9 protein-coding genes are annotated in these 7,964 nt (G+C 67.3%); 2 read left to right on the forward strand and 7 right to left on the reverse strand.

All coding sequences use genetic code 11. The features are described 5' to 3' along the window. Positions 1 to 10: 10 nt before the first annotated feature. The 5 genes from AL2_RS23875 to AL2_RS23895 form a co-directional block, all read right to left on the reverse strand. Positions 11 to 1,555 (reverse strand): DUF4419 domain-containing protein, encoded by a 1,545-nt coding sequence (locus AL2_RS23875; protein ID WP_067637074.1) that lies wholly within the window; start codon positions 1,553 to 1,555, stop codon positions 11 to 13. A 71-nt stretch (positions 1,556 to 1,626) separates the two neighbouring features. Then, positions 1,627 to 2,349: a class I SAM-dependent methyltransferase gene (locus AL2_RS23880; RefSeq protein ID WP_067637077.1), complete on the reverse strand. Its 723-nt coding sequence runs from the start codon at positions 2,347 to 2,349 to the stop codon at positions 1,627 to 1,629. A gap of 30 nt (positions 2,350 to 2,379) precedes the next feature. Further along, positions 2,380 to 3,156: an aldo/keto reductase gene (locus tag AL2_RS23885; protein ID WP_210748628.1), complete on the reverse strand. Its 777-nt coding sequence runs from the start codon at positions 3,154 to 3,156 to the stop codon at positions 2,380 to 2,382. Between the two features lie 59 nt (positions 3,157 to 3,215). Beyond that, on the reverse strand, positions 3,216 to 3,866 hold the full coding sequence (locus AL2_RS23890; RefSeq protein ID WP_210748627.1) for a hypothetical protein: 651 nt from the start codon (positions 3,864 to 3,866) through the stop codon (positions 3,216 to 3,218). A 50-nt stretch (positions 3,867 to 3,916) separates the two neighbouring features. Further along, entirely contained in the window at positions 3,917 to 4,378 is a 462-nt protein-coding gene (locus AL2_RS23895) for an MmcQ/YjbR family DNA-binding protein (protein ID WP_218003699.1), read from the reverse strand. Positions 4,379 to 4,665: 287 nt separating this feature from the next. On the opposite strand from AL2_RS23895, the gene AL2_RS23900 reads away from it, so the two are divergent. Beyond that, positions 4,666 to 4,869 (forward strand): cold-shock protein, encoded by a 204-nt coding sequence (locus AL2_RS23900; protein ID WP_067637084.1) that lies wholly within the window; start codon positions 4,666 to 4,668, stop codon positions 4,867 to 4,869. Between the two features lie 336 nt (positions 4,870 to 5,205). Next, a complete protein-coding gene (locus AL2_RS23905) occupies positions 5,206 to 6,636 on the forward strand; it encodes a DEAD/DEAH box helicase (RefSeq protein ID WP_067637086.1) in 1,431 nt (476 codons plus the stop codon). Positions 6,637 to 7,207: 571 nt separating this feature from the next. Here AL2_RS23905 and AL2_RS39370 read toward each other — a convergent pair. Beyond that, positions 7,208 to 7,507 carry a helix-turn-helix domain-containing protein gene (locus AL2_RS39370; RefSeq protein WP_067637088.1) on the reverse strand — a complete coding sequence of 100 codons (300 nt, stop codon included), beginning with the start codon at positions 7,505 to 7,507 and terminating at the stop codon, positions 7,208 to 7,210. Then, positions 7,507 to 7,875, reverse strand: a complete 369-nt coding sequence (locus tag AL2_RS23915) for a type II toxin-antitoxin system RelE/ParE family toxin (RefSeq protein WP_083946842.1) — start codon at positions 7,873 to 7,875, stop codon at positions 7,507 to 7,509. The genes AL2_RS39370 and AL2_RS23915 overlap by 1 nt, the downstream gene beginning before the upstream one ends. Positions 7,876 to 7,964 lie beyond the last annotated feature (89 nt).

Here is a 7,964-nt window from a genome sequence, read left to right on the forward strand (position 1 = left end):
GGCCCGGCCCTCACCGAGAGCCGGGCCGCCGGATGGTGTCGTCCAGCCGGTCGAGGCGGCCGATCTCCAGATGAGAGATGTCGCCACCGGAGTCGAGGGCGGCGTCGAGCAGCATGGCGAGCGACGTGCCGTACACCGGGACGTCGGCGGGATCGTCCACCAGCCGGAACCCCGGGGGAGCGGCGGCCTCCTCGACGCGGCAGACGATCCAGTGGGCGGTCTCCGCGGCGACGTCCAGGGCGGCCGCGACGCTCCTGCCGTCGGCGAGATCAATGATCGTCTCGATGGAGCAGCGATCTTCTTCACGCCATACCCGCCGATGGCCGTCAGGGGGAAGCAAGCGCCACGCGCCGCCGAACAGCGTCGCCCATCCGATACGCCGATAGAGCGCCACAAGTTCGGCGGGCACGTAGAACCCGCGCTGATCCTCTGCCGGGCCGGTGTCATGCTCGCGCACGATCCGGTCGACGACGTCCTCGATCTCGGCCGCCGCAGGCGCGAGGGACCAGCCGGCGACCGGCCGGAGCGCGCCGTCGTCGTCCTGCGAGACGCCCACGAGCCCCGCGTGCAGGGCCACGGCCCGGTTCTTCCCACTGACCTGGTCGTTGACGTTGACGATCACCCGCGACAGGGTTGCCGGCACAGCGTCACTCCGGACGCCCGGCCCGCGATAGAGGCCATCCGTGGCAGGGACGCCCCGCGGCTCGTCGATCGGCAGTTCCAGCAGCGGGTTCGGCTGCCTGGCCTCGCTCCCGTCGCTCAGATACGGGTAGAACCGCGCCGCCCACCCGGTGATCACCTCACTGCCGTAAGCGTCGACCGGGTTGTAGATGCGCTGCCAGAAGGCAACGTCCACCTCACCGGCCGCCGCCCGGACGAACTGGTCGGCGATGGGCCTCAGCGACCGGCACCACGTCTCCAGCCCGAACGCGGCGATCGCGTCCACCCGCTCCCGGATCTTCTGCCAGTCCTCGACCGTGCCGGTCAAGGTGATGGACGGGATGCCGCAGACACACGTCACCCACAGCGCGAAATACGGTGAGTAGACGTCCAGGAGCACCACTCGTCCGGCCATCTGCTCCACCCGGGTACTTGTGGAGAAGTCGCACTCGAACGCCACATCGGAATCGATCTCAGCCAGGAGCAGTTTCCCGAACTGCTCCACAACGCCCTGCCAGGACTCGGCGTCCGTGGGCATGGCCCCATCGACGACAACAGAAAGCCGCTTCTTCCCGGCATGACCGACCAGCCGCGGCCGCAGTTCCTCGACGTTCAACCGCACATGCTGGGCCAGCCCCTGCATAATGGTCAGCCACACCGCGTCCGGCGACAGCACCAGCGGCCGATGCCCGGCGAACGCCCGCCCCACCGCGCTGAGCAGCGGTTGCACCCCGTCGTTCTCCAGCACGGGAAGCCCCGGATCACCACCGAACACCAACGCGTCCGAGAACAACTCCCCGACACCCCGAGCAGGCAGCAGGTCCTCGGCCGGCGCAACCTCATCAACCCGAAAAGTAACCACGCCCGACCCTAACCCCAGCGCGACCGCAGCCATCAGGAAAGCCCGGCCTCATGCCACCCATCGGGGCCACGTCACCGGAGTACGCCACGTGAGGCCGCGGAATATCAGTCGAGCGTGCCGGATTTGCGGGCTAGGACGAGTCGGTAGCGCGGGCTGCCGTCCTTGCGTCGGCCCAGTGCCGTCAGCGGAGTTGTCGTCACGGCGAATCCGGCTCCCGTCAGGTCGTCGCGGACCGCGCCCAGCGGGCAGGTGCGGTAGTACATGACGAACGGGGGACGCCACACGGCATTCCGGACCCGCATGGCCGCGTCGAATCCGAGCAGTGCCCAATACCAGGCCGATTCGATGGGCGGCGGTGCGCCGATCGGGAAGGCGAAGAGGCCGCCGGGCCGCAGCGCGCGGTGCACCCCGGCGAAGAGCGCCGGCCGTTCGGCGGGCAGCAGGTGTCCGAGCGCCCCGAAGGTGACCGCGAGGTCGAAGTCCTCGGCGAAGGGCAGGGCCCGGACGTCGGCGCGCACCCATTCGGCGTCCGGGTGCGCGCCGCGTGCCTGGGCGAGCATGCCAGTGCTGAAGTCGACGCCCGTGATACGTCCCTGGCACAGGGGTCCGAGCGTCCGCATGCCGGCGCCGGTCCCGCAGCACACGTCCAGCCCTTCGCCGAACGGCCCGAGTGGACGCAGGGCCTCAACGGTCGCGTCGAGAATGCCGTCGGGGGTGCGGAACGGCGTCTGGTCGAATTTCGGAGCGAGCAGGTCGTAACCGCGCTCGACAGATGAGAGCGCTTGAACCGCCAGTTCACGCAGTGAAGGACCTTGAGCCGAGAACACCGGCCAAGGCTACTTCCCATTCGCCTGCGGTCAGCCGGCCTCCCCGAGGGTGTCGATTCCGGCGACGTCGTCCTTCGTGAGCTCGAAACCATCCAGGTCGAAGTTGGCGGCGATATGCTCCCGGCGCGACGACCTGGGGAGGATCACGATGTCGTGCTCCAGATGCCAGCGCAGGACGGCCTGGGCCGGCGTCACCCCGTGCCGCTCAGCGATCTCGGTGATGACCGGATTGCGCAGGTCGGTGTTCTTCAGCCCGCTGTAGCCCTCGACCACGATGCCCCGGCGGCGATGCTCGTCCAGCAAGGCCGGATCGTGCTCCGCCGGGCTCCACGGGATCTGATTGACCGCCGGTTGCTGACCTGTGGCCTCGGTCAGCAGGTCGATCTGCGCCGGGCTGTAGTTGCTGACCCCGACATTGCGGGCCAGTCCCGCGTCCTTGGCGGACAACAGCTCCTGCCACGTCGGGACGAGCTCGTCCTCGCCGGTCGGCCAGTGAATCAACCAGAGATCCACGTATCCGGTGTCGAGCAGGCGAAGACTCGACTCCAGCGTGCGACGGGCGTTCCCCGCGTCCTTCGGGCGCAGCTTGGTGGTGATGAAGACCTGCTCCCGCTCCACGCCGCTGTCCCTCACGGCTTTGCCGACGTCCGCCTCGTTCCTGTACAGCGTCGCGGTGTCGATATGCCGGTAACCGATGTCAAGCGCCGCGCGCACCGCCTCGTACGTCGTCTTGGGCCGCAGCTCCCACGTTCCGAAACCGATCAACGGCAGAGCAGTACCACCGGCCAGATTCACAGTGTGAGTCATGCACGGCATTCTCCCCCCACACCGGTGCGTATACCGGGCGTGGGACGTCCCGTCCCGGCTCAGAGCCCGAGTGCCCGCGCCACCTGCCTGAACGACTCGTCCTCGTCCATCATGGTGTCGATCTCGATGACGGTCAGTCCGAGACGCCCGGCTTCCTCGGAGAGGCGGTCGGTGAACATCCGATCGCGTTCGAGCAGGTTGTGCCGGGCCAGTTCAGGGTCGCTGGTCTTGCCCGGAATCTCCCATCCGCGACCGTCGAACGCGGCCTGCCGGAACTCGGGCGTCGGCAGGAGCCAGACCGCATGGCCGGGGTCGGCGAGCAGCGGCTTGACGAGGTGAGGCAGCAACCGGAAGCCCTCGGCGACCACACCGGTATCGGCCGGCAACCGCAGCAGATCTTCGACGATCGCGCCGAAGCCCTCGCCCCGGAACCAGTGGAAGGTCTTCAACATCGTCACCGGAGACCGTTCGACCCAGCGCTCGTCCATGCTCATGGCCTTGAACCTGCTCAGGTACGGCGCGTCTTCCGGCGCGCCGCGCCCGGCGTGGTCCGGCATCGCCTCGTCCGTCGAATACACGCGCAAGCCATGCCGGGACGCGATGCGCCGCGCAATGGTCGACTTCCCCGCGCCGCTGCCGCCACCGATCCAGTAGACATGCCGCAGCCGTGCGGCGTCCCCGCCCCCGTCAGATCGCATTCGTCCACCCATACACGGACCTGCGGCCTGTGGTCCATCGGGCACACACCGCGGAGCGCGGATCACGCCGGGGGATGAGCGTCCAGCCACAATGCCGCGCGCCGGGCGGACGCGCGCGACAACCACGCGTCCTGGACGATCTCCGCCAGCTCATCGCGGCTGAGCTCACCGAGACGACTGGCCCGCAGCAGCACCGACTTGTGTCCGTTGAAATGCGCCGTGGTGAAGAACGGCGACGCCTCGTCCTGGACCAGCGCCTGCTTGTCCCCTTCGGACGCGACCCAGAACACGATCACATCCGGATACCGCTCCCCGCTCTCGGGATCGACCGCATCCGGCCGCGGATTCCGGAAGAAGACGAACGACTTCCCACCCACCTGGTAGACCGGCTTGTCCTCGGTACCGGGATAAATAGTCACATGCGGCATGGCGAGCGCAAGCTCATGCACATCCTCGACGCGAGCAGGCCGCCCCCCACCGTCCGACATGCCCTCAGCGTAGACGCCGCACCCCTCGCCGAACATCCACAAACACCATCGAGAAGATCGCGCAAACTGGTCATCTGGCTCCGATCGGACGGCGAGCCGGCGGAGCACGTCGGCCGGACACTGCCCGGCATGTTGTCTGATCCACCCACCGGTGGTAGTGTGGCGGTAGTTGCAGTTGTGGTTCCCATGAGCTTATGTGCGCCTGCTGGTACTCACCTCAGGCGCTTTTTTGTTTCCCCGGTAGTCCGTCCGGATGGGGTCATTACGGCGACGCGTGGCTCGCAGAGTGTGGGCTCCGTAATTGCCTTTCGGAAGGGACGAGTATGACCATCGGCACTGTGAAGTGGTTCAACGCGGAAAAGGGCTTCGGCTTCATCGAGCAGGACGGCGGCGGCAGCGACGTCTTCGCCCACTACTCCAACATCGCCGCTCAGGGCTTCCGTGAGCTCCAGGAGGGCCAGAAGGTCCAGTTCGACATCACGCAGGGCCAGAAGGGCCTGCAAGCGGAGAACATCGTTCCCGCCTGAGAACCGAACAGTGCGGTGCCGGGCTCACACCTGAGCCCGGCACCCCGCCTGCCGACAGGAAACGATCTTCCTGTCGATGCCCGCGTCTGATCCTTCAGGGGTGTAGCCCTTCTACGGCGTTCCGCCGTACGGCTCCCCCAAGTACTCGGCTGCGGGTTCTCGGCTGCACACCGCTCAGCCCAGAGCCCGTCCTTCAGCCGCCTTCCGCGGTATCACGCGACGCCCTTTTCGGCTTCGACGTTGCTTCGCGGTTCACTTTGGTTCGTTCTTGCGATCGCTCCGGCCACGGGCTGCGGAGTCTTCCTCGAAACGTGCCACTTCAGGGAAGGCTTGCACATGACCCATGGCACCCGTCCGTCTCAACGTCGCTTCTCTCACTCGCCTACCAGGGCCTCGCGCCAACCGGCCGCCCGCCAACCGGCCGCCCGGCGGCAGAACGACTTCGCGCTTCCCGTCAGTTCCACGCCGCCGCTGCCCCCGGCCGCGTCGTTCGCCGAGTTGGAAATGCCGGCGGCCCTGCTGTCCACATTGACTCGACTGGGGATGGCGGAGCCGTTCGCCATCCAGGCCTCGACGCTTCCGGACGCGTTGAACGGCCGCGATGTCCTCGGCCGTGGACGTACCGGCTCGGGAAAGACCCTCGCCTTCGGCCTGGCGATGCTCGCCCGTAGCGCCGGTCGGCGCGCCGAGCCGCGTAAGCCGCTGGCCCTGGTACTCGTCCCGACCCGGGAACTGGCCGTGCAGGTCACCGACGCCCTCATGCCCTACGCCCAGTCGCTCAAGCTTCGGTCGGCCACCGTTGTCGGCGGCGTATCGATCTCCCGGCAGGCCGCCGCCCTCCATCGCGGCGCGGAGATCCTGGTCGCCACCCCGGGACGGCTCAAGGACCTGATCAACCGGGGCGCCTGCAGCCTGGAGGACGTACGCACCACCGTCTTGGACGAGGCGGACCAGATGGCCGACATGGGTTTCCTGCCGCAGGTCACCGTGTTGCTCGACCAGGTCGCCCCGGGCGGTCAGCGGATGCTGTTCTCCGCGACGCTGGATCGCAATGTCGACCGTCTGGTCCGGCGCTTCCTCACCGACCCGGTCGTCCACTCGGTCGATCCGTCGGCGGGAGCGGTGACCACCATGGAGCACCACCTGCTGCACGTCACGGAGGCGGACAAGCAGGATGCCACCACGCACATCGCCGCCCGCGACGGCCGCGTCATCATGTTCGTCGACATGAAGCATGCCGCTGACCGGCTGACCCGCAACCTCCTGAGCAGCGGCGTACGCGCTGCGGCACTGCACGGGGGCAAGTCGCAGCCGCAGCGCAACCGTACTCTGGAGCAGTTCCGCAACGGAGACGTCTCCGTCCTGGTCGCCACGAACGTGGCCGCACGCGGCATCCATGTCGATGGACTGGATCTGGTCGTCAACGTCGACCCGCCCAACGACCACAAGGACTACCTGCACCGAGGCGGCCGCACCGCACGCGCGGGCGAGTCCGGCACCGTGGTCACCCTGGTGCTGCCCAGGCAGCGCCATGAGATGGACCGGATGATGGTGACGGCCGGCATCACGCCGCACTCTGCGCGGGTGCGGTCCGGTGATCCCGAACTCAATCGCATTACCGGTGCCCGACCGCCGTCCGGCATCCCCATCACCATCTCCGCCCCGGCCTCCGAAGGACGGCGTGACGGCGGAGCCGGGCGTAACCGCCGTCCCGCACGAAACCGCCGCTCCCAGCGATTCGCGACAGCCGAGCGCGCCGGCAGGTAGGCAACCGGTCGACCTCGCGGGACTCACCGCGGGGCGTCGCGCCATTCCTCGTGGGCAATCTGCTGCACCCCTGGGCTGGCGGACGGTCGTTCGCTGGTGCGTTGCTGTCACAAAAGTAGGCCCCGAGACTGCCGTCTCGGGGCCTTTTGGCTGGTCAGAAGCGTCACCACGCAGCGCTACCTTTCCGCTGCCCGAGGAATCCGTCGATGTGTCCAAGAGGTCCGAATTGAGCGTCAACTCTGGCATGGCCATTTGTGGTCAAGCGCAAGAAGGCATGGGAATCCAGAGATCCACTCGAATACCGCCACGTCAACCAGTTCGAGTACGGCTGACCTCGGGCTTTCCCGACGCCTGCGCGTCGTCCGCGTTGCCTTGCCCAGTGCTGCTGGGCTCAGTCGACGAGCAGAGCCGGTATAGCAACGCCCCTGACGGGCGAGGGTCGGCCAAGGTTGGACCGTGGGTGAGGTGTGCCGATGGTTGGGGTCGGTTGCCGCTGTTGCTGTCACCGTTGCTGTGAGTTGGCTTGGCTCTGCGACACCGGGCCGACTCGGAGCGTCCTGAGGTGGTTGGGTCACGCTGCTGCGTGGTCGCCAACGGTGATGGTGAACGTGGTGTGCATTGCCTTGGCGATCCGGTCCAGCATTGCCAGGGTCGGCACACCTCCACCGCCCTCGATGCGCGACAGTGCGGGCTGTGTGATGCCTGCGAGTTCGGCTACCTCTACCTGGGTGAGCCCCAGTTCCCTGCGGCGCTCGCGGATCATGTCGCCGAGCCGGAGGTCAAGGCCGGCAAGGTCGTACTCGGGGTGGCTGGGTGCTCCCTCGCGCAGCCGCCGCTCGCGGTCAAGCTTCCACCTGGTGTGCCCGGCCATTACTCGCTCCTCTCGTAGACATGGTCTGCTGGTCCTGTGTGGGACGTCTCGCAGACCCGTCGTGCGTTCACTGCTCGCTCCACGTCCCGTTGTTGCGCGTCGTTGCGAACCTTCTGGAACACCGTCAGTAACACGACCAAGCGGCCAGGCCCGGTCGGTAACCAGTACGTGATTCGCCAGGCCGTGTCCTCCAGGTGGAAGCGCAGCTCGCGGACGCCGTCGCGTAGTGCCTTGGTGTGGTCTCCATCGAGCATGTCACCTCGGTCGACCAGGTAGTCGTCCACGTTGCGCATGACGCGCTGATACTGGGCGAACGTCAGCGTGTCCAGCCACGTGACGACCTCAGGCTCCATCTCGATCTCGAACATACGGTTGATGATATATACCATCGACGGTAAGTCTCGAAACCGAGTCTGTCCAGCCCCGGATCTGTGGAAGGCCCTGGCCAGCGGGCGAT

Source organism: Actinomadura latina NBRC 106108, from assembly GCF_001552195.1.
Taxonomy (GTDB): Bacteria; Actinomycetota; Actinomycetes; order Streptosporangiales; family Streptosporangiaceae; genus Spirillospora; species Spirillospora latina.